At 68.4% G+C, this 20,930-nt stretch carries 19 protein-coding genes; 7 read left to right on the top strand and 12 right to left on the bottom strand.

What is annotated here, in order from left to right:
* Positions 1–2: 2 nt before the first annotated feature.
* On the bottom strand, positions 3–2,078 hold the full coding sequence (locus QTI05_RS09540) for a VIT and vWA domain-containing protein (protein ID WP_286624125.1): 2,076 nt from the start codon (positions 2,076–2,078) through the stop codon (positions 3–5).
* A 194-nt stretch (positions 2,079–2,272) separates the two neighbouring features.
* On the opposite strand from QTI05_RS09540, the gene creD reads away from it, so the two are divergent.
* The 4 genes from creD to QTI05_RS09520 all read left to right on the top strand — a co-directional run bounded on the left by creD (position 2,273) and on the right by QTI05_RS09520 (position 8,130).
* Positions 2,273–3,712: a cell envelope integrity protein CreD gene (gene creD, locus QTI05_RS09535; RefSeq protein WP_286624123.1), complete on the top strand. Its 1,440-nt coding sequence runs from the start codon at positions 2,273–2,275 to the stop codon at positions 3,710–3,712.
* A gap of 13 nt (positions 3,713–3,725) precedes the next feature.
* Positions 3,726–6,101: a penicillin-binding protein 1A gene (locus QTI05_RS09530; protein ID WP_286624121.1), complete on the top strand. Its 2,376-nt coding sequence runs from the start codon at positions 3,726–3,728 to the stop codon at positions 6,099–6,101.
* Positions 6,102–6,172: 71 nt separating this feature from the next.
* Positions 6,173–7,114 (top strand): acyl-CoA desaturase, encoded by a 942-nt coding sequence (locus QTI05_RS09525; protein WP_286540502.1) that lies wholly within the window; start codon positions 6,173–6,175, stop codon positions 7,112–7,114.
* Entirely contained in the window at positions 7,111–8,130 is a 1,020-nt protein-coding gene (locus QTI05_RS09520; RefSeq protein ID WP_286624120.1) for an SRPBCC family protein, read from the top strand. The genes QTI05_RS09525 and QTI05_RS09520 overlap by 4 nt, the downstream gene beginning before the upstream one ends.
* 401 nt (positions 8,131–8,531) lie before the next feature.
* Here QTI05_RS09520 and creC read toward each other — a convergent pair whose 3' ends face one another.
* From creC to QTI05_RS09490, 6 genes are all read right to left on the bottom strand, one after another.
* A complete protein-coding gene (gene creC / locus QTI05_RS09515) occupies positions 8,532–9,971 on the bottom strand; it encodes a two-component system sensor histidine kinase CreC (protein WP_286624118.1) in 1,440 nt (479 codons plus the stop codon).
* A 4-nt stretch (positions 9,972–9,975) separates the two neighbouring features.
* Positions 9,976–10,716 carry a two-component system response regulator CreB gene (gene creB / locus QTI05_RS09510; protein WP_286624117.1) on the bottom strand — a complete coding sequence of 247 codons (741 nt, stop codon included), beginning with the start codon at positions 10,714–10,716 and terminating at the stop codon, positions 9,976–9,978.
* Positions 10,717–10,758: 42 nt separating this feature from the next.
* Positions 10,759–11,532 carry a methyltransferase, TIGR04325 family gene (locus QTI05_RS09505; protein WP_286540508.1) on the bottom strand — a complete coding sequence of 258 codons (774 nt, stop codon included), beginning with the start codon at positions 11,530–11,532 and terminating at the stop codon, positions 10,759–10,761.
* 13 nt (positions 11,533–11,545) lie between these two features.
* Complete coding sequence (locus QTI05_RS09500; RefSeq protein WP_286624115.1) at positions 11,546–12,595, bottom strand: cupin-like domain-containing protein; 1,050 nt, start codon at positions 12,593–12,595, stop codon at positions 11,546–11,548.
* Between the two features lie 84 nt (positions 12,596–12,679).
* Complete coding sequence (gene cueR, locus QTI05_RS09495; RefSeq protein ID WP_286540511.1) at positions 12,680–13,078, bottom strand: Cu(I)-responsive transcriptional regulator; 399 nt, start codon at positions 13,076–13,078, stop codon at positions 12,680–12,682.
* Positions 13,078–13,272: a heavy-metal-associated domain-containing protein gene (locus QTI05_RS09490; RefSeq protein ID WP_286540512.1), complete on the bottom strand. Its 195-nt coding sequence runs from the start codon at positions 13,270–13,272 to the stop codon at positions 13,078–13,080. The genes cueR and QTI05_RS09490 overlap by 1 nt, the downstream gene beginning before the upstream one ends.
* 109 nt (positions 13,273–13,381) lie before the next feature.
* Between QTI05_RS09490 and QTI05_RS09485 the strand changes: the two genes are divergently transcribed.
* A complete protein-coding gene (locus QTI05_RS09485) occupies positions 13,382–15,601 on the top strand; it encodes a heavy metal translocating P-type ATPase (protein ID WP_286624113.1) in 2,220 nt (739 codons plus the stop codon).
* Here the strand turns inward: QTI05_RS09485 and QTI05_RS09480 are convergent.
* Genes QTI05_RS09480 through QTI05_RS09470 form a run of 3 tightly spaced genes read right to left on the bottom strand, consistent with a single transcriptional unit; the run spans position 15,576 to position 17,997 of the window.
* Positions 15,576–16,850 carry a beta-ketoacyl-[acyl-carrier-protein] synthase family protein gene (locus QTI05_RS09480; protein ID WP_286624111.1) on the bottom strand — a complete coding sequence of 425 codons (1,275 nt, stop codon included), beginning with the start codon at positions 16,848–16,850 and terminating at the stop codon, positions 15,576–15,578. The genes QTI05_RS09485 and QTI05_RS09480 overlap by 26 nt on opposite strands.
* Entirely contained in the window at positions 16,847–17,122 is a 276-nt protein-coding gene (locus QTI05_RS09475; protein ID WP_286540515.1) for a phosphopantetheine-binding protein, read from the bottom strand. Before QTI05_RS09475 ends, QTI05_RS09480 begins: the two co-directional genes overlap by 4 nt.
* The gene (locus QTI05_RS09470) at positions 17,119–17,997 is read right to left on the bottom strand and encodes an alpha/beta hydrolase (RefSeq protein WP_286624109.1); all 879 of its coding nucleotides are present in this window, start codon (positions 17,995–17,997) and stop codon (positions 17,119–17,121) included. Before QTI05_RS09470 ends, QTI05_RS09475 begins: the two co-directional genes overlap by 4 nt.
* A 104-nt stretch (positions 17,998–18,101) precedes the next feature.
* On the opposite strand from QTI05_RS09470, the gene QTI05_RS09465 reads away from it, so the two are divergent.
* Together QTI05_RS09465 and QTI05_RS09460 are read left to right on the top strand one after the other, a co-directional pair.
* Positions 18,102–18,809, top strand: a complete 708-nt coding sequence (locus QTI05_RS09465) for a response regulator transcription factor (RefSeq protein ID WP_286624107.1) — start codon at positions 18,102–18,104, stop codon at positions 18,807–18,809.
* Position 18,810: 1 nt separating this feature from the next.
* Complete coding sequence (locus tag QTI05_RS09460) at positions 18,811–20,190, top strand: sensor histidine kinase (protein ID WP_286540519.1); 1,380 nt, start codon at positions 18,811–18,813, stop codon at positions 20,188–20,190.
* Here QTI05_RS09460 and QTI05_RS09455 read toward each other — a convergent pair.
* The gene (locus QTI05_RS09455; RefSeq protein ID WP_286624105.1) at positions 20,185–20,652 is read right to left on the bottom strand and encodes a GNAT family N-acetyltransferase; all 468 of its coding nucleotides are present in this window, start codon (positions 20,650–20,652) and stop codon (positions 20,185–20,187) included. The two genes, QTI05_RS09460 and QTI05_RS09455, sit on opposite strands and share 6 nt — an antisense overlap.
* Positions 20,649–20,930 carry a putative signal transducing protein gene (locus tag QTI05_RS09450; protein ID WP_286540522.1) on the bottom strand — a complete coding sequence of 94 codons (282 nt, stop codon included), beginning with the start codon at positions 20,928–20,930 and terminating at the stop codon, positions 20,649–20,651. The genes QTI05_RS09455 and QTI05_RS09450 overlap by 4 nt, the downstream gene beginning before the upstream one ends.

Raw genomic sequence — 20,930 nt, 5'->3', positions numbered from 1 at the left:
CTTCAAGCGGTCAGACGGCGCGGGTCATGCCGGCGTGCGCGGCGGCGCAGCATGGCCAGCATCGACAGCACCACGGCGATGGCACCCAGCGTCTCGGGCTCCGGCGTGCTCGGCACCTCGGCGCCGAGCGTTGCGCCGCCCACGGCCAGCTCGCTCACGCCCTTGGGCAGGGGCGAGGGCTGGGCGACGCTCGCAGCGTTCTGCGGCACCGGGTTGCGCACCACCTTGTCGACCGCGATGAAGCTGGTGTACTGCGTGAGCAGGCTGTACTTGAGGCCCAGGTCGGTGATGCGCTGCTTGAACGCGTCGCCGCCTTCCAGCGCTTCCTGGTCGCTCAAGGCGCCGATGCGGTGGCGTGCCCACAGCGTGCGCAGCGCGGCCGTATCCTGGCGCACCTTTGCGTCGATCGCGAGTTCCTGGCGGTACGGGCCGCTGGCGCTCTGGCCTTCGATGATCACGCGGCCCCTGGGCAATCCCTCCGAGCTCGAGCGCCATTTGCCAAACACGATCACCGGGCGCTCGCCGAGCACGTCGGGCAGGGCGGTCGGCTCCACGTCGTAGACATCGAGGCCGCCGAACGTGGCCTTCACATTGGTGAGCACCGGCGACTCGACCATGCGGCGGAAGCGCGCGGCCTGCTCGGGTGCCTGGATCGGGTCGGTGATGATGAAGGGCTCGCCCATGCCGGCACGGGCCAGGCCTTCCATCAGATGCCGGTTGACCGAACTGCCGATGCCGAACGCGAACACGTTGGCTTTCGACAGGTTCTTGCGCACCAGCTCAAAGGCTTCGCGCTCGACCGTCACGTAGCCATCGGTCACCACCACCACGGTGCGCGACACGTTCTCGGGCTTGGGTTCGGCATAGACGCGCTTCAAGGCCGGAATCAGCTCGGTGCTGCCGCCGCCCTCGTACTTGTTGATGGTGGCGAGTGCCTGCTCGATGTTGGCGCGCGTGGCCGGCACCGACTTCGGCGACAGCATCTTGCTGCTGCCCGAAAACAGCAGCACGTTGAAGGTGTCGCTCGGGCGCAGCCCGCCGATCAGGCGTTCGAGCATCACCTTGGCGGTGTCGAGCGGAAAGCCGTGCATCGAGCCCGAGATGTCGACCACGAAGATGTAGTCGCGCGGCGAGACGGCGCTGGCGGCCACCGACTTGGGCGGCTCGACCATGGCGAGAAAGAAGTTCTCGTCCTGGCCCTTGTAGAGCATCAGGCCCGATTCGATCCTGTCGCCGGCCAGCCGCCAGGCGAGCACGAAGTCGCGGTTGTTGGCGGGCTCGGTGCTCGCGGCCAGTGCGATGTCGGCATGCTGGTCGTTGTCGTCCTTCTTGACGTCGACCGCGTGCGTGGCCGAGCGGATCTCCTTGATGCCGAGCGGCGTGTCGATCGCGACCTTGAGCTTGAAGGTGGTGTCAGGCGCCACGCCGGCGCGCAGCACCGGTTGCGCAACCCACTTGGCATTGGCGTTCTCGGATTGAGGGCTGTTGTAGCGCGGGCCCACCACGGTCGGGAACACGAACTGGTAGTTGCCGCCACTGGGCACCAGCAGTTCGGTGTAGCGCAGCTCCACCTTCACGTCGTCGCCCGGCAGGATGTTGGCAACGTTCATCTGGAACACGTTGGGCAGGTGCTGTTCCAGCAGGGCGGCGGTCTTGCCTTCCTTCTTGGCCGTGTCGTATTCGATCTTCGCCTGCTGCTTCTCGCGGATCTGCGCGGTGATGAGGCGATCGCCCAGGCGCACGTTGAGGCCGCTCACGGCCGCCTTGGTCGAACCCGGGAACACGTAGCGCGCCTCGATCGCGCGCTGGCCTTCGTTGCGGTAGGTCTGCGTCACGGTCACGTCGGCGATCACGCCCGAGACCCGCACGTTGACCTCCGTGCCCTTGAGCGGCAGCCGGTCGGTATCGGGCGAATCGCTCTTGACGAAGAAGTACGGGCTCTCGGTCTTCAGGCGTGGGCCGGGCGCCTCCTGCGCGCCGACCGGCCGGGCCGTGAGCAATACGAAGCAGGTGGAGGCAATGCTCACGGTGGCGAGCCAGAGCCAGCGGCCGGGGCGGGGAGAGGTGGCTTGCAGCATGGGTTGTGTCCTCGGGTCGTGCGAACTTGCACGGGACTCAATGTCGCGAGCGGCTGCGAAGGCAATAGGAAGACTGCGGGAAGGCAAAACGCCTGTGTGAAGTCTGTGTGAAGTGCAGCGGCGGCAGCGCTTCATGAAGGCTTCTGCAACGGCCGCGAGCATCGGCGCTTCGAACAAACCGAAGGAGGACATCCATGTTCCAGGCGCTGAAGAATTCCATGCTGCTCAAGGTCATCGGCCTGGTGCTGCTGACCCTGTTGCTGTGCATCCCGCTGGCCGAAATCGGCTCGCTCAATCGTGAACGCGGGCGCAGCCAGCAGGAAGCTGCACAGGAGCTGGCCAGCACCTATGCCGGCAGCCAGACCGTGATCGGCCCGCTGCTGGTGGTGCCCTATGTGGAGCGCTGGAGCGAGACCCAGCGCGACGCCAAAGGCAGCGTCATCGGCAGCGTTGCGCGCAGCAAGGAGCTGACGCACATCGTGTTTCCGGACACGCTGCATACCGAAGGAAGCCTGACGCCGCAGGAGCGCTACCGCGGCATCTTCAAGATACCGTTCTACACGCTCAACGCGACGTTGAGCGGTGGGTTCGCCGGTTTTGATCCGGCGAGCGTTGCGCACAGCGAGGACGACTCGAAGATCGAGTTCAAGGCGCCCTTCGTCGCGTTCAGCGTGAGCGACCTGCGCGGGCTCGACGGCTCGCCCGCGCTCGACCTCGGCGGCGAGACCTTGCGCTTTGCCCAGCGCGTGCCGGGCATGGCCGACGACGGCTGGCTCGGTGGCGGTATCCACGCACCGCTCGCCGGCAGCGCGCTCGCGGCCTGGCAGACGAAGAAGCCCTTGCCTTTCAAGCTCAAGCTCGGCCTGGTGGGTCAGGAAACGCTCTCGATGGTGCCGATCGGCGACGAGACCACCGCGCATCTGACGTCGCCCTGGGCACACCCCAGCTTCGGTGGCCGCTTTCTGGCTTCGGAGCGCGCGATCACGGCACAGGGCTTCGATGCGAAGTGGCGCGTGTCCTCGCTCGTGACCTCGGCGCGGGAACAGGTGCGCGCCGGCATGGCCAGCCCAGGCCCAGCGGAAGCCGCCACGGCTGCGGCCGCCGTCGCCGTGGACACCGCACGCCATGCCGGCAATGCGGCACGGCGCATTGCCGGCCCGCTGGAAAGCTTCGATGTGTCGCTGGCCCAGCCTGTCAATGTCTATTCGATGTCGACGCGCGCCGGCAAGTACGGTGCGCTGTTCATCGGGCTGGTGGTCATGGCGGCCTTCATGTTCGAACTTTTCCGCAAGCTGCGACTCCATCCGGTGCAATATGGCCTGGTCGGCCTGTCGATCGCGCTGTTCTTTCTGTTACTGCTCGCCCTGTCGGAAAAGCTAAGGTTCCCTGTTGCCTACGCTGGTGCGGCCGGCGCCAGCGTGTTGCTGCTCGCGGCCTACTTCAGCGCCGTGCTCGGTGGCTGGCAGCGCGGCGTGTCGTTCGGTGGCTATGTGGCGGTGCTGTACGGTGCGCTCTACGGGCTGCTGGCGTCGGAGAGCAATGCCCTCCTGCTCGGCGCGTTGCTGATCTTCGGCATGCTGGCCACGCTGATGCTCGCGACCCGCAAGGTCGACTGGTATGCGCTGGCGAATTGATAGCTCTCTCCTCATGAAAAAACTCTTCTTCATTCCCAAACCCGCTTCGGGCCCCATGCGAGTCCTCTGGTGGGGCGGTGCCGTGGTGGCGGGCGGCGCGCTCGCGACGCTCTGCGTGGTCGGCCTGGCCGTGGCGGTGATCACGCCCAAGTTGCCCGATGTGTCGGAGCTGTCCGACTACCGCCCGAAGTTGCCGCTGCGCGTGTATTCGGCCGAGGGCGTGCTGATCGGCGAGTTCGGCGAGGAGCGCCGCAGCTTCGTGCCGATCGCGGCCGTGCCCAAGGTGTTGAAGGACGCAGTGCTCGCGGTCGAGGACGCGCGCTTCTACGAGCACGGCGGCCTTGACTACAAGGGGCTCGCGCGTGCGGTGCTGGTCAACCTGCGGCATGGCGTAAGCCAGGGCGCCTCCACGATCACGCAGCAGGTGGCGCGCAACGTCTATCTCAGTTCCGAGAGAACCCTGACGCGCAAGACCTACGAGGCGTTGCTGGCGTTCAGGCTCGAACGCGAGCTCAGCAAAGACCAGATCCTCGAGATCTACCTGAACCAGATCTACCTCGGCAACCGTTCCTATGGTTTTGCGGCGGCGTCGGAGGCGTATTTCGGCAAGCCGCTGCAGGATCTCACGGCCGCCGAGGCAGCGATGCTGGCCGGCCTGCCCAAGGCGCCGCGCAGCGGCAACCCGCTGAGCAACCCGCGCCGCGCGCGCGACCGCCAGCTGCATGTGATCGGCCGCATGCAGGCCACCGGCGTGCTGACGGCCGAACAAGCGGACGCAGCCAGGGCCGAGCCCCTGCACCTGCGCGATGCGGCCGACCCGAAGCGCCTGCATGCCGAGTACGTGGCCGAGACGGTGCGCCGCCTGATGGTCGAGAAGTACGGCGACAGCACCTACACGCGCGGCCTCAAGGTCTACACCACGCTGGTGGCGGCCGACCAGGCGGCGGCCTACAAATCGCTGCGCAAGGGGATCATGGATTACGAGCGGCGCCAGCCCTATCGCGGCCCCGAGAAGTACGTCGACCTGCCGGCCGACCCGACACCGGCGGTGCTGGACGAAGCGGTCGACGACGCGCTGGCCGATCATCCAGACAACGGCGATGTGATGGCGGCTGTGGTGCTGGCGGCGGGCCCGAAAGAGGTGACCGCGGTGCGCGCGAACGGCGACACGCTGCAGATCACGGGTGAAGGGTTGCGCCCGGTGCAAACGGGCTTGTCGGAGAAGGCGGCGCCGAACGTCCGGATCCGGCGCGGTGCCGTGGTTCGCGTCGCAAAGACGGCGAAGGGCGGCTGGGAAATCACGCAGTTGCCGGAGGTCGAGGGCGCCTTCGTCGCGGTCGATCCGCGCAACGGTACGGTGCGCGCCCTGGTCGGCGGCTTCGACTTCGACAAGAACAAGTTCAACCACGTCACGCAGGCCTGGCGCCAGCCGGGCTCGAGCTTCAAGCCCTTCATCTACTCGGCCGCGCTGGAAAAAGGGTTCACGCCCGGCACCGTGATCAACGACGCGCCGCTGTTCTTCGATGGCAGCACCACCGGCGGCACGCCCTGGGAGCCGAAGAACTACGACGGCACCTTCGATGGCCCGATGACGATGCGGCATGCGCTCGAGCAGTCGAAGAACATGGTGTCGATCCGGCTGCTGCAGTCGATCGGCACCCAGTACGCGCAGGACTGGATCACGCGCTTCGGCTTCACGGCCGAGAAGCACCCGGCCTACCTGCCGATGGCGCTCGGTTCCGGCTCGGTCACGCCGATGCAGATGGCCACCGCCTACGCGGTGTTCGCCAACGGTGGCTACCGCGTGAACCCGCACCTGGTGACGCGCGTCACCGACCACAAGGACCAGGTGCTGGTCGACACCCCGCCGCCGCCGCTCGACGAAAGCATGCGCGCCATCCCGGCACGCAACGCGTTCGTGATGGACACGCTGTTGAACAGCGTGGTGAAGAACGGCACCGGCCGCAAGGCCTGGACGACGCTGCGGCGCGACGACATCTACGGCAAGACCGGCACCACCAACGACTCGATCGACACCTGGTTTGCCGGCTTCCAGCCGACCATGGTGGGCATCGCATGGATCGGCTACGACACGCCGCGCCAGCTCGGCGTGCGCGGCGAAACCGGCGGCAGCCTGAGCCTGCCGGTGTGGACGGGCTTCATGGACACCGCGCTCAAGGGCGTGCCGGTGGCCGCGCTGAAGGCGCCCGACGGCGTGGCGCAGGTGGACGGCGAGTGGTACTTCGACGACTTCACGCCGGGCCACGGTATCGCGAGCCTGGGGATCGACGTGGCCGAGCCGCAACCCGCCGAAGCGTTGGCGCCCGAACAGGTGGCACCGCCGCCACCGCCGGAGGAGCGCAACCGGATCCTGGAGTGGTTCCGGTGAGCGCAGCGGCGCCGGTGATTGCGACTTCGAAGCGCTGAAATCCCGACCGTCGCCTGCACGAGAATCCGTGCATGCAACCGATGCCTCTCCGCCACCGCGTGCACGCCGACGCGCTGGCCATGGTGTGCGATGGCACGGTGCGCTGGAGTCCGGTCAAGTCGCTGTGGTTCACGGGCATGGCAGCGGTGGCGCTGGTCGGGGGCGCGTTCACTTTCAGCTGGGCCGCGCTGGCGTTGTTTGCGGCGAGCACTGCGCTTGTGCTGCTGTTCGGGCATTCGCTCGGCAGCCATCGCAAGTTGATCCACAACAGCTACCAGTGCCCGAAGTGGCTCGAATACCTGCTGGTCTATGCCGGCGTGCAGGTCGGGCTGGCCGGGCCGATCGGTCTGCTGCGCCAGCACGAGCTGCGCGACTTTGCGCAGCGCCTGCCTCAGTGCCACGACTACCTGCGCCACGGCCGCACGCTCTGGCGTGATGCCTGGTGGCAGCTGCATTGCGAGCTCCGTCTGCACACGGCGCCGCGAATCGAAATCGAATCCATCGTGGCTGACGACCCGTTCTACCGCTGGCTGGAGCGCACCTGGATGCTGCAGCAGTTGCCGCTGGCGGCGCTGTTCTGGCTATGGGGCGGCTGGGCCTTCGTGGTGTGGGGCGTTTGTGCACGCATCGCCGCGGGCGTGTCCGGCCACTGGCTGATCGGCTGGTTCGCCCACAACCGCGGTGACATGCACCATGAAGTGCGCGGCGCCGCGGTGCAAGGCCGCAACATCCGCTGGACCTCGCTGCTGACCATGGGCGAAGGCTGGCACAACAACCACCATGCGTTTCCGGGCTCGGCACGGCTGGGTCTGGCGCCAGGCGAATGGGATCCGGGCTGGTGGATGCTGTGCGCGCTGCGTCGGGCAGGGCTGGTGTGGGGCTTGCGCCTGCCGGCCGACTTGCCTCGCAGACCCGAGCTGATGCCGCTGACCCCTGCCGGTACCGCCGCGACGACCACGCCACTCTCGCCATGACCACCCAAGACCAAGAACTGCCGAAGCTCGAAGTGCCCGAAGACGATGGTGCGCGCAAGATGCCATTTTCCCGCTGGCTGCCGGTGCTGTTCGGCGCTGGAATTGGCCTCGCCTTGCGGCTGGTGTTCAGCGGTGATCCGGCCGGGGGGCGCTTTACAGCCATGAGCTGGGTGTTCATCTACCTGGCGCCCGCACTGGTGGGGGCCGTGACGGTCTATTTCGCCGAGCGGCAGGTGCCGCGCACCTTGGGCTACTGCTTTCGCGCCGGCGCCGTGGCCAACCTGCTGTTCGTGCTGGGCACGATGGCGGTGCTGATCGAGGGCCTCATCTGCGCCGTGATCATCGTGCCGCTGTTCATGGTGCTGGGCGGCCTCGCAGGCATGCTGATGGGGTTTGTCTGCCGCAAGCTGATCTGGCCGCGCGCCACGCTCTACAGCCTGACCGCCCTGCCGCTGGCGTTGGGCGCGCTGGTCGATGCCGCGCCGCCGCCGCGCGAGATCGAACGCATCGAGCGCAGCATCGTGATCGCGGCGCCGCCGTCTGCCGTCTGGCAACAGATCCACGATGCGCGCGACATCCGGCCCGAGGAAGTGCAGCAGGGCTGGATGTACCGCATCGGCGTGCCACTGCCGCAGAGTGGCGTGACGCAGGACACCGAGCATGGCCGCGTGCGCAAGATCACCATGGGCAAGCAGATCCACTTCGAGCAGGTGGAGCAGGAACGGCAGGAGAACCGGCATGTGCGCTGGACCTACCGCTTCGACAAAGACTCGATCCCGGCCGGCGCGCTGGACGACCACGTGATGATCGGCGGCCATTACTTCGACCTGATCGACACGGCCTACACGCTGACCCCCACCGTTGACGGCGCGACGCGGCTCGACATCAACATGGGCTACCGCGTGAGCACCGACTTCAACTGGTACGCGCGGCCGGTGGCCAGTCTGTTGATCGGCAACTTCGAGGACGTGATCCTGAAGTTCTATGCGCACCGGGCCGAGCGCGCGCCGCGCTGAGATTCATACCGGGTCGCATTCAAAGATAAAGATCCCTAACCTTTGCCGACAGGAGCATCTCGCGCCCGCGCTTCGTGCTTGACGTTTTGGGGTTCGTTCGGGGCGGGCCGCTGGCGGCGGGTGGCCCCTTCCGCGAATGTCCCCCGGCCTGCGGCCTCCTCCTTTATTTCGCTGCAGGGGCCACCCATCACCATCGGCCTGGGCACGCTCTGCTTGTTCAGCGCGAACAGTCACGCCGCGTCCAGGATCAGGGCGGTGGGGCACGCTGCGCAGCGAAATAAAGGAGGAGGCCGAAGGCCGGGGGACATTCGCGGAGCAGCGTGCCCCGCCGCCCTGAGCCCACCCCGGAACCTCAGCGCCCAGATCAACACCGGATGGAGATCTTTGAATGCAAGACCGTATCAGTCGTGCGCCGCCAGCGGCAGCGTCAGCGTCGCCAGCGCCCCGCCGCCCGGCCCGTTGACCAGCTCGACGCGGCCGCGGTGCAGGTTCGCAATCTCCTTCACGAACGCGAGGCCGAGGCCGGTGCTCTTCTTCTGGTTGTGCGGGCGCGCCAGCGAATAGAACTTCTCGAACACCTTGTCCTTGGCGTAATCGGGTATGCCCTGGCCGCGGTCGCGTACCGTGATGCGGGCCAGGCGTGCGGTGGCCTGCAGCGTCAGCACCACCTCGCGGCCGGCCGGCGAGAAGTCGATCGCGTTGTCGAGCAGGTTGCTCACCGCGCGGCGCAGCAGGAAGGGGTCGCCTTCGGTCGTTGCCTGCGCGTCGATGGCCACGCGCAGCCCGACGTTGCGCGCCGACGCGGCGGGGCGGGCGCCGGCCGCGATGTCCTGCAGCAGCGGCCCCAGCGCGACCGGCTCGGTGCGGTCCAGCGCGCGCCGCGTTTCGAGCGCGGTGAGCTCCATCATGCGGTCCACGATCTCCTGGATGCGCTGTGTCTCGCGCGTGATGTTGACCAGGAAGTGCTCGCGCTCGGCCTGCGGCATCGAGGGCTCCTGCAGCAGTTCTGCCGCACCGCGGATGGCCGAGAGCGGGCTCTTCACTTCGTGCGTGAAGGTCTGCACATAGTCGGCCACGTAGTTGCGGCCGGTGAGCGTGTCGCGCATCTCGCCGAAGCTGCTGCGCAGTGCGTCGAGCGCGCGGCGCGCCATGCGCGGCACGCTCAGGCGCGGTTGGCTGCGCACCCAGCCCCAATAGTCCGAAATCAGTCCGAACGGCCGCACCAGCCAGATCGACACGATGATGGCCAGCACCAGCAGCGCGAAGGCCGAGCCGACACCGACCCACAGCGTGCGGGCTCGGGCGTCTTCGACGAACTGGCCGAAGCTCTGCACCGGCTTGCCGACGCTGACCACGCCGACGATCTCCTCGTTCCAGCGGATCGGCGCGCTCACATACATGACCGAGGTGCGCGGGTCGCTTTCGACATCACGCGAGGTGCGTGCGCCGTACATGCCGGCCAGTGTGCGACTGACGTCGCTCCACTTGGAAAAGTCGGCGCCGTTCTGGCGGCCGGTCGAGTCGAACATCACGCGGCCGCTGCGGTCGGTCACGTATACGCGCAGTTCGACCCGGCGCTTGTGCAGGTTGTAGATCTGGGCCGAGAACTCGCGGGCGTAAACCGACTGGAACAGCGGCTCGAGCCGGGCCGTGTTGAGCGCGCCGGCGATCACGTCCTGCTCGATCAGGCTGGCCATGAGCTGCGAGGTTTCGACCAGCGATTCTTCGGCCGACTCGCGGTAGCGCGGGTCGATGTCGCCGACCACGCGGTACAGCAGGAACGCGATGCCCGCCGTGTAGATCAGCAGGATGCCGATGAAGATGCGGGTTCTGCGGCTCACGGGCTCAGGGCGTGGCCGGCAGTTCTTCGTTCAGCGCATAGCCGGTGCCGCGCAGCGTGCGGATCGGCTCGACGTCGGGCGCAATCGTCTTGAGCTTGGCACGCAGTGTCTTGATGTGCGCGTCGACGGTGCGGTCGAAGCTTTCGCTCGCATCGTCCCACACCAGCTGCAGCAGCTCGTCGCGCGTGAACACGCGGCCGGGGCGCTGCACCAGCAGGCGTAGCAGGCCGTATTCGTAGCGCGACAGATCCAGCGCGCGGCCGTAGTAGCGGATCTGCATGCGCTCGACATCGAGTGCGAAGGGCTGCGGGCTGGCTGCCGCCGCCGGGGTCGGCATGGCCGCGGGCGCCGGGGCCATGCCGCGTCCGCTGCGGCGCAGGATGGTGCGAACGCGCGCCACCAGCTCGCGCGGCGAGAAGGGCTTGGCGATGTAGTCGTCGGCACCGAGTTCGAGGCCGACCACGCGGTCGATCTCGTCGCTGCGCGCGGTGAGAAAGATCATCGGCACCTGCGCGCCGCCCGGCAGCGCGTGCAGGCGCTTGAAGAGTTCGAAGCCGTTGAGGTCGGGCAGCCCGACATCGAGAATGGCCAGGGCCGGCGGCTCCAGCGCGAACTGCGCCAGCGCCTCTTCTGCCGTGGCGCACCACACGGGCGTGAAGCCGTCGCTCTTGAGCACGTACTGCAGTGTGTCGGCAATGCCCGACTCGTCTTCGGCGATCAGGATGCGGGGGTTCGGCGACGGCATGGCGCGAATGGTAGCGGCTCGCGCCGCGCCAGCCTGCTTTGGCTACAGCAGGTCGAAGCAGCAGCCGGCGTAGTAGACGCTGTCGCCGCCTTCGACGAAGGGCACGTCGATCGGCTTGCCTTCGTTGCGCCAGGCGTCGCGGCGCTTGTAGCCGGCGTTGGTGAGCTGGGCGATCAGGTCGTCGTAGCGCTGGATGCGGTAGGGGCTGAAGCCGAAGCCGAGGCTGTGCACCGTGAAGATCGCGCGATCGGCATGCACCGCGGTGGTGTTGAGGATGATGCGCCGGGGCTTGACCGCGAGCGCATCGATCACCTGCGTCAGCGTTTCCGGCATGAACTGCAGGGTGCCTGCGATGAACAGCACGTCGTAGCCACTGGCGTCCCTGAAGTCGGTCGTGAAATCCAGCTCCTTGCCGACACCGCGCTCGGCCGCGATCTCGCGGCCGGCCTGCACCACGCCGGGGACGTCGCAGACCGTCCAGTGCAGGTCGGGCGGGTAGTTGAGCATGCGGCGGAACGCATGGAACTTGATGCCCGCGTGGCCGCCGAGGTCGAACACGCTGCGCATGCCGTCCTCGAGCGAGCGGCCGAGCCAGAACAGGCCCGGGTAGTCGAAAAAGAAGACTTGCTGGCTGTAGAGCTTGCGCGCCTCCTCGGCGTTGTCGAAGCCGAGCGGCTTGGAGGTGGGCGCGGCCGCCGCGGCAGCCTCGAAGCTCGGGTAGGAGCCCATGAAAAGGTGCTCGTCGACGTTGTCGATGAACTTGCGGCGGTACGCCGCTTCGCGCATCTTGCGCACGGGCGGCAGGTGATCCAGCATGGGTGGGAGCTACTCAGTTCGTGGGGATGCGGATGCGCAACTGGCGGCGCGATGGCTCGGGTGCCACTTCGGCCGATACCGGCGCCAGCAGGCCCGGCAGCACCAGTGCGCGGGCCAGCGCGGGGGAGTTGTGCTGCAGGCGCTCCATCGCGTCGAGCAGGCGGCCGGCGGTTTTGAGGTAGGTGCGCATCAACCAGGCCTTGCGCGGCGCTTTCTTGGCCTCGTCGTTCGCCACTTCGTCGACATAGTCGCCCCAGTTGGAGCCATCGAGCATGTTGGTGCAGACCGAGATCGAGGTCGACAGCGCGCGCGCCGCATGCCACCACTTGGCCGGCACGAAGATCATGTCGCCGGGCTTGAGTATGGTGCGGTACTGCGTTGCCTTGGCCAGCAACGGGTAGCGCCCCAGATCCTGCGAGACCGGATCGTCCACCATCGAGTGGTTGGGAAAGAACTTCTTCGGATACAGGTACTGCCCGTCTTCGGGTGCGTACATCACGAATTCCTTGTCGCCATAGATCTCGGTGATGGCCGCATGCGCGTTCTCGCCGTCGTAGTGCATCACCGGAAACTTGCTGCCAACGCCGCCGATCAGGAGCTTGAGGTAGCCATCGGGACGGCGCCATTTCTCGAGCATCAGCGGGCTCGCGTAGCGGCGCGCAAAGGCGAACTTGTTCTGCGGAATCACGTCGGGCAACAACTCGGGCAGCACCTCGTGCAGGAACGAGCGGTACATGTAGGGGCCCGGCTGCTCAGGGCTCGAGGCCAGCACCTGGTCGATGAACTGGTCGAACGGCATGTTGCGGTCGTAGCCGATCGCTACCGGCTGGCTGCCGAAGCGCTGCTTGAAATGCTCTGGCGTCCAGTTGCGCATCGCGGGCCAGTCGCCTGCCACGTTGGAGATGACGACTGGCCGGTTGGCGTGCATGTAGCGCGCGAGGAAGTCGTCGTAACTGAGGTGCGTGCCATCGATGCGCTCGATCGGCAGCCAGGCCGCCGGGGTGCGGCCGGGCGCGGTGGCTGGCATCGCCGAGAGCACCGGCTCGGCGGCTTGAGTTTGCATTTGCATACATTTATCTTACAAAAACCCTTGCTGGCCGGCAATGACTTTGGCATGCACGAAGTGCATATATCTCGTGTTCGAGGCTCAATTGCCGGCCAGATCCTCCAGGATCGGGCAGTCCGGCCGGCTGTCGCCGTGACAGCAATGCACCAGGTGCGACAGCGTCTGGCGCATGGCCTGCATCGCGGCAATGCGCTGGTCGAGCTCGGCCAGGTGCTTCCGGGCGATGGTCTTGACGCTCGAGCTGGTGCGCTGGCGGTCGTGCCACAGGTCGGCCAGTTCGGCGATCTCATCCATCGAGAAGCCGAGATCCCGGGCCCGCTTGATGAAGCGCAGGCTGTGGATGTCGGCCTCTCCGTACTGCCGGTAGCCGCTTTCGGTGCGGGCGACCTCGGGCAGCAGGCCGAGGCCTTCGTAATGCCGCACCATGCGGGCCGATACGCCGGAGCGCCGGGCCGCTTCGCCGATGGCAACCGCGGACATCACGCGGCCTTGTAGCCCGCGTTCTCGATCGCGAGGATGATGTTTTCGCGCGGCTGCTGGCTCACCACGTCGACATGGCCGGTCGGCAGGTCGACCGTGACCTGCGCCTCGGGGTCGATCTGCTGCACCGCCCGAGTGACGGCCTGCTGGCAATGGCCGCAGCTCATGCCGCTGACCTGGAATTTCTGGCTCATGGAATGCTCCTTTGGTGTCGAACGGATTTCAGTCTGAACCTTGACAGCGTGGCAAGGTCAAGCGGGTGGGCCTTGACCTTGCCATGGTGTGAGGCTTTAGCCTTCGGGCATGAGCTCTGCGAACACCACCACACTGGACATTTCCGTCGGCGGCATGACCTGCGCTTCCTGCGTGAGCCGGGTCGAGCGTGCGCTGCAGAACGTGCCCGGCGTGCAGGCCGCGACGGTCAACCTCGCCACCGAATCGGCGCGCATCGCGTACGCCGCCGATGAGGGCATGGATGCGCGCTTGCGCCGCGCAGTGCGCGCGGCCGGCTACGAGCCGCGTGCCGCCGCCGAGGCGCAGGCCCTGCAGGCCGCATCAGGCTGGAGCGGCTTTGCACCGGTTGCGGCCGGACTGCTGTTGTCGGCGCCGCTGCTCGCGCCGATGCTGGTTCAGCCCTTCGGGCTGGACTGGATGCTGCCGCCCTGGGTGCAATTGATGCTGGCCGCGCCGGTGCAGTTCTGGCTCGGCGCGCGCTTCTATCGCGCCGGCTGGCATGCGGCGAAGGCGCGCACCGGCAACATGGACCTGCTGGTGGCGCTCGGCACCAGCGCGGCCTTCGGGCTGTCGCTCTGGCTCTGGTGGCGTGCGGCCAGCGGCGAGCACGCCGGCCACGCCGTGCCGCATCTGTACTTCGAGGCCTCGTCGGTGGTGATTGCGCTGGTGCTGCTGGGCAAATGGCTGGAGGGCCGCGCCAAGCGGCAGGCCACCTCGGCGATTCGCGCGCTGCAGCAACTGCGGCCTGAGACGGCGCACCTGGTCGGCCCGCAAGGCGAAACCGACCTGCCGCTGGCCGAGGTGATGCCGGGCGACCGGCTCGCGGTGCGGCCCGGCGAGCGCGTGCCGGCCGACGCGCGCGTGCTCGAAGGCGAATCGGAGGTCGACGAATCGATGCTCACCGGCGAGCCCTTGCCGGTGGTCAAGCGTATGGGCGACATGCTCACGGGCGGCTCGGTCAACGGCGCCGGCCGGCTGGTGACCGAGGTGTGTGCGGTCGGTGCCGAGAGCGTGCTGGCGCGCATCATCCGGCTGGTGGAAGACGCGCAGGCGGCCAAGGCGCCGATCCAGCGGCTGGTCGACCGGGTCGCTGCCGTGTTCGTGCCGGTGGTGCTGCTGATCGGACTGGCCACGCTCGCGGGCTGGTGGCTGGCCGGCGCCGGCCTCGAGTCGGCGCTGATCCATGCGGTGGCGGTGCTGGTGATTGCCTGCCCCTGTGCGCTCGGCCTTGCCACCCCGGTCGCGGTGATGGCCGGCACCGGTGTCGCAGCGCGCAACGGCATCCTCATCAAGGACGCGCAGGCGCTGGAGCTGGCGCACCGCGTCGACACCGTGGCCTTCGACAAGACCGGCACGCTGACGCTCGGCACGCCCGAAATGATCGCGTTGCTGCCTGTGGATGGCAACGACGACGAGGCCGCGTTGCTGAAGATTGCAGCCAGCCTGCAAAGCGGCAGCGGGCATCCGCTGGCGCGCGCCGTGCTCGCTGCCGCGCAAACCCGTGGCGTGCCGGTCGAGGCGCCGCGCGACCTGCAATCGCTGCCCGGTCGGGGCGTGCGCGGCACCGTCGCCGGTGGTGACTGGGCGATTGCGAGCCTGCGCTGGTGCGAGGAACTCGGCGTGCCGGTGCAGGTGCCGCGGGCCCAGCAGGATCAGGGCGCGACGCTGTCGGCGCTGCTACGGTTCGATGGCGGCCAGCCCGCCGTGCGCGCACTGCTGGCCTTCATCGACCAGCCCAAGCCGCATGCGGCCGAAGCGGTCGCCGCGCTGCGTGCGCGGGGCTTGCGCGTAGTGATGATTTCGGGCGACAACGTGCGCGCCGCGCAGGCCATGGCGGCGCGGCTCGGCATCGACGCTGGCGACGTGCGTGCCGAGGTGCTGCCGGCCGACAAGGCGGCGCAGGTGAGCGCGCTGAAAGAGGGCCGGCATGTCGTCGCGATGGTCGGCGACGGCGCCAACGATGCGCCGGCGCTGGCCGCCGCCGATGTCGGCATCGCCATGGCCAATGGCACCGACGTGGCGATGGAGGCGGCCGGTATCACCTTGATGCGCGGCGACCTCGCGCTGGTGGCCGAGGCGCTCGAGCTGTCGGCGCGCACCGTCGCCAAGATCCGGCAGAACCTGTTCTGGGCCTTTGCCTACAACGTGGCCGGCATCCCGCTCGCGGCCTTCGGACTGCTGAGCCCGGTGGTGGCCGGTGCGGCGATGGCGCTGTCCAGCGTCAGCGTGATGGCGAATGCACTGCTGCTGCGGCGCGTTCGGATCAGCCCGCAGCGCGGCCGGCAATGAGCACGGCGTTGGTGCCGCCGAACGCGAACGAGTTCGACATCGCGTAGCGCAGATCCTTCGCTTCGCGCGCCGCGCCGCGCACCAGGTCGAGTGCGAAGGCCGGATCGGGCACGCGCAGATGGGCGGTGGGTGGCAGCAACTGCCGATCGAGCGCGCGCAGCGCGGCCACCAGTTCCACCACACCGCCACCGCCCAGCAGGTGGCCGTGGACGGCCTTGGTGGCGCTGACCGGCACGCCGTTGCCGAACACCGTGTGGATCGATGCCGCCTCGGCCGCGTCACCGGCCAGGGTGGCGGTGCCGTGCGCGTTGACGTGGCCGATCTGCCGCGCATCCAGCCCCGCGTCGCGCAGGGCCGCGCGCATCGCCCGGGCCTGGCCACTGGCGTCGGGGTTGGTGATGTGGCTGCCGTCGCAATTGGTCGCATAGCCGACCAGCGAGAAGCCGCCCGCGACGCCGCGGGCCTGTGCATGCGCTTCGGATTCGAGCACCAGCGCAGCCGCACCCTCGCCCAGCGCGAAGCCGGCCCGGTCGGCCGAGAAAGGCCGGCACGCGGTCTCGGGGGCGCCTGCGGGCGGCGGCGCCATCACGCGCATGCTGTGCCAAGCCGTCATGAGGCCCGGCGTGAGCATGGCGTCATGGCCGCCGACGATGGCCACGTCGATCCAGCCGCCGCGGATCGCGCGCATCGCCTCGCCGATCGCCACCGCCGACGATGCGCACGCACAGGCGTAGCCGATGGCACCACCGCACGCGCCGAAGTGCAGGGCGAGTTCGGCCACGGCCGCATTGGGCATCACGGTCAACACCGTGGTGGGCCGCATGCGGCGCTGCTCGCCATAGAACGCTTGCGTGGTGGTGTCGAAGGCGGCGGCGCCGGCCATGCCGCTGCCCCAGAACACGCCGACGCGGTCGGGGTCGAGCGTGGCGGTGTCAAGGCCTGCCTGCGCGGCGGCGTCCTGCGCCGCAGCCAGCGCCATCGCGGTGCCGCGGTCGAGCGGCAGGCGCGAGCTGCTGCGCACGTTCGCGTCGAAGTTGCAGGGAGCGATGGCCAGCTCGACCGGATCGAAGCCGTCGACCGCCAGCGTGTGCGCGCGCACCGCCGAGCGGCCGTTGAACAGCGCGTCGTCGAAGTCGGCGAGTGTGCGGCCGATCGGCGTGAGCAGGCCGATGCCGCTCACGCGCACCGGTGCAACGGCGCTGCCGGCGATCGATGCCGCCAGCGCCGCGTGAACCGCGCTGCTGCTCACGCTGAAAAAGCAGGCACGCCCACCGCCGGTTCGCCGGCCAGGTCGATCACCTCGCACAAATGCTGCAGCGTGAGGCCTGCCTCGCGCGGGTCGAGCCGGTCTTCGGGAATGCGCAGGTGAAACGCGTCCTCCACGGCAAACACGAACTCCATCAGCCCGAGCGAGTCGAGCCCGAGATCGGACAGCACGGCCTCCGGTCTCAGGCTGGCCCGTTCGACGTGGAAATCGTTCACCAGGATCGCGGCGATGCTGTTGAAGGTTGGCGTGTTCATGCGAAGCTTTCCTGCAGGCGGGGGAGGGGTAACAGCGGCGCGGTGCCATGGGCCACGGCGTCGGCGAAGGCCAGCGTCTCGCGCAGCACCTGGTGGCGGTCGTTGTCGATGGTGATCATGTGGTAGCTGTTGCCGAGCACCACGCTGCGAAAGGTGCCGCAGCCGAGGCCGCGTGCGAGCAGCTCGAGGTTGGCCACGCTGGCCACCTCGTCCTCGCGCGCGTGCAATGCCAGCACCTGTGCGCAGCGCACCTGGCCCAGGTGGCGGCGCACATGGCGCAACAGCCGGTCGTGCTCGCGCAGATGGTCGATGCCGATCACCGCGCTGCCTGCGCGAGAGATCTGGCGGCTGCGCAGTTCGCGCGCGATCCAGGCGCGCACGCGCTCGTTCTTCACGCCGTAGGGCGCGCGCTCGCGGTACCGCCAGAAGCGCCCGAGTGGCGTGTAGAGCGCCAGCGGCAGCAGCGCCTGGGTGCGCGGAACGGCCCAGCCGTCGAAGCGCAGCGCGGTCGACATCAGCACCAGCGCATCGACGCGCTCGCCGCAGCGGATGGCCGCGCCGAGCGCGAGCGCCGAACCGGCCGAGATGCCGACCAGCAGCACCTTGTCGTGGAGGGCACGCAATGCATCGACGCGCGCCTCGATCGTGGCCAGCCACTGCGTCCACGGTGCGGCCTGCTGCAGCGGCCTGGCGGCGTCGAACGAGTAGCCTTCGATCGGCAGCGCATCCACCGCGTAGCCGTGCTGGCGCAGTGCCGACTGCACGCTGGAGAGCTCGTCGGGCGTGCTGCAAAGGCCATGTAGCAGCACGACCGCGGTGCGGTGCACGGCGGGGTGCATGAAGCTCAATGAACCATCGGGTTCGCGTGCGCTCATAGGGTCAGCTGTCGTATGCTCATGCCGCGTTTATCGGGCCGACCCACTGACTGCGCGCTGACCCTCCCGGCTGGTGGACATAACCAACTCTTTCAAACCGCCCCATGCGAATCCTCCTGGTTGAAGACGATGTGGTGCTGCGCGACATGATGCTGCGCAGCCTCGGTGATGCGGGCCACCGCATCGATGTGGCGACCAACGTCGAGGACGCCGACCACCTTTGGCGCGTGCAGCCCTTCGATGCGGTGCTGCTCGACCTGAACCTGCCGGCCAGTGGCAGCGCGACCAGCGGCCTGGCCAGCGGGCTCGCAGCACTGCGGCAGGCACGCGGGCGCGGCGACCGCACACCGGTGCTGGTGCTGACTGCGCGCGACCGCACCGAGGAGCGCATTGCAGGCCTCGATGCCGGCGCCGACGACTACCTCGGCAAGCCGTTCGACCTGGCCGAAGTGGAGGCGCGGCTGCGCGCGCTGGTGCGGCGCGCACAGGGCACCGAAGACATCGTCACGCTGGGCAAGCTGAAGCTCGATCGCAAGGCACGCCGCTTCTCTGACGGCGCCGGCCCGCTCGACCTGCCGGCGCGCGAGTTCGAGGTGCTGTGGGAGCTCATGAGCCCACCCGGCCGCGCGGTGAGCAAGCGCACCCTGTCCGACAAGCTCTCGGGCTTCGACGAAGCACTCGGCGACAACGCGCTCGAAGCCTTCATCTCGCGGCTGCGCAAGAAGCTGGCGGGCACCGGCGCCGGCATTCGCACGCTGCGCGGCATCGGCTACCTGCTCGAAGCAGAACCTGAAGCCGAGCCGAACGACTGACATGGCGCAGTCCCGCGCGCCCTCGCTCACACGCAGGGTTCTGCGCAATGTGCTGTGGCCACTGGCGCTGACCTGGTTGCTTGGCACCGCGGTGGCGACCGGTGTGGCCAACTACCTCACCGATCAGGCGTTCGACCGCGCCATGCTCGACGATGCCCACGCGGTCTCGGCCAATATCCAGGCGGGCGAGCGCGGACCCGAGTTGCTGCTGTCGCCGCGCGAAGTCACCACCGTGCTGTTCGATGAGCAGGAAGAGGTTCACTTCGCCGTGCTGCGGCCCGACGGTTCGCTCATCGCGGGCGACCCGGATCTGAAGGCGCTGGCGCCCGAGGGCGGAACGCGCTATCGCTTTTCCGATATCGCCTACCACGGCAAGACCTTGCGCGCGGTGGTTCTGAGCCAGGAAGCGCCGGCCGCCTTCAGCGTGGTGATCGCGCAGACAACACGCGAACGCGCGGCGTTGGTCGAGCGCCTGCTCTTCTACGCTTTGACACCGCAGCTGCTGTTGCTGGCGCTGCTGGCGGTGTGGATCTGGCGCGGCGTTCGCAGCGACCTGCGACCGCTCGGTGCGCTTCAGCATGCACTGGACCGGCGTGATGCCGACGACCTGGCTCCGGTCGCGGTGGTGCGCACCTCGCGCGAGGTCGAGCGACTCGGGGACGCGGTCAACTCGCTGTTCGAGCGGCTCGGCCACAGCGTGGCCGCGCAGCGGGAGTTCACCGGCAACGTCGCGCACGAACTGCGCACGCCGCTGGCCGGCATTCGCGCACTGGTCGACTACGGCCTCGGGCAGAACGATCCGGCCGTATGGCGCGAGCAGCTGGAGCGCGTGGCGAAGAGCGAGGCGCGCGCCAGCCACCTGATCGACCAGCTGCTGGCGCTGGCGCTGGCCGACGAGGCCCATGCCGCGCAGCAACGCGCGCCCGTGCGGCTGGCCGAGGTCGTTGAGCGCACCGTGCTGCGCCACCTGGCGCGCGCCGACGCACGCGGCGTCGACCTCGGTGCGCGCGGCATCGACGATGACGCCGGCGCGACGGTGCAGGCCAACGTGGCGCTGATCGAAGGCATCCTCGACAACCTGATCGACAACGCCTTTCGCTATGGCGGCCGCACCATCACGGTCGAGCTGGCCGGCACCGTGCTGAGCGTGATCGACGACGGTCCCGGCATTCCACCCGAGGCGCAGCGCGATCTGCTGCAACGCTGGGCCCAGGGCCCCGCCGGGCTCCAGCTCGGAAAGGGTGCCGGGCTGGGCCTGTCGATCATGGCGCGCTATGCGCAGTTGCTCGGCGCAGGCTTCACGCTGCAGAACGATGCGGTGACCGGCGGCCTGCGGGCCAGCGTGGCGTTCGGCCAGCCGGGCGGCCCCGGCGCGTCATAGCGCCAGCGACTTGCGATAGAACACGCGGTCGTAGCCGTCTTCGGTGCGGCGACCAGTCTCTACGTAGCCGATGTGTGGGTAAAAGCGCTGGTTCTCGGTCATCTTCGCGTTGGTCGCAAGGCAGATGCTGCTGCGACCACAGCGGCGTGCCTCGTCTTCGGCGAACTGCAGCAATGCGCGGCCGAGCCCGGTGCCCTGGTGCGACGGCAGAACCGCCACCGTGTCGACATAGAAGCCGTCCTTGTAGCCGGGCTCCAGCACCAGCGCGCCGACGATGCATTCGCCGTCCTGCGCGACCCAGGCGCGTGCCGCCTCGATCAGCGCCGCGAAGTCCGCGCGCATCGGGCCCGGCACCTGGCCGCCCATGCGCTCGATGTAGTGGCTGAACGCAGCACCCACGCACGCGGCAAGGGCCTGCGCATCGGCGGGCCCGGCCAGGCGGATGGCCGGCGTGGGTTTCATGCGGCCGGATCGAAGTCGTCGTCGAGCGCGAACTCTCCGCGCTCGAAGGCCGCGATCACCTGCTTCGCTTCGTCCACATGCGCCGCCGCCACGCGCAACTTGGCACCCCCGACGGCCACGCTCCACAACGCGTTGGCCTGCACGAGGTTGGCGTCGGCCACGGTGGCGGGCACGCCGGCTGCGGCCAGGCAGGCGCAGAGCATGTGGGCGTCCGTGGGCGTGAGGTCGCGCGCGACCGTGATCATGTCGCCGGCGTAGTCGTCGGAGCGGCGGATCAT

This window comes from Variovorax fucosicus (genome assembly GCF_030316825.1).
Classification (GTDB): Bacteria; Pseudomonadota; Gammaproteobacteria; order Burkholderiales; family Burkholderiaceae_C; genus Variovorax; species Variovorax fucosicus.
This window is presented reverse-complemented; position numbering and strand designations above follow the sequence as displayed.